Origin of the sequence: Campylobacter sp. RM5063 (assembly GCF_024723655.1) — a bacterium.
GTDB classification, from domain to species: Bacteria; Campylobacterota; Campylobacteria; order Campylobacterales; family Campylobacteraceae; genus Campylobacter_D; species Campylobacter_D lari_D.
Window position 1 is genome coordinate 1 of record NZ_JANQDA010000084.1, and the last position, 209, is coordinate 209.

Sequence of the window (209 nt, forward strand, 5' to 3'; positions counted from 1 at the left end):
TAGATAAGAATTCCTTTAATGCTCAAGAAGGAGAAGAGGCACACGCAATATTAAAAGGTGGAAAACCTTATGAAAAAGTAGAATGGAATATAAGTGGAGACGCTACTTTAAATGATCATGATACAACATTTAATTCTAGTGGTGAAGCTAAAGCAACTATTACTTCTAAAACCCCATTTAAAAATAACCCTGTAATTAGTGTAAATGCT

The 209-nt window shown here is 32.1% G+C and carries 1 protein-coding gene; it reads left to right on the forward strand.

The window, feature by feature from the left end; translation table 11 throughout:
- Positions 1 to 209: hypothetical protein (locus CAMP5063_RS08475; RefSeq protein ID WP_337195176.1), on the forward strand; the 209-nt coding region annotated here is incomplete at both ends.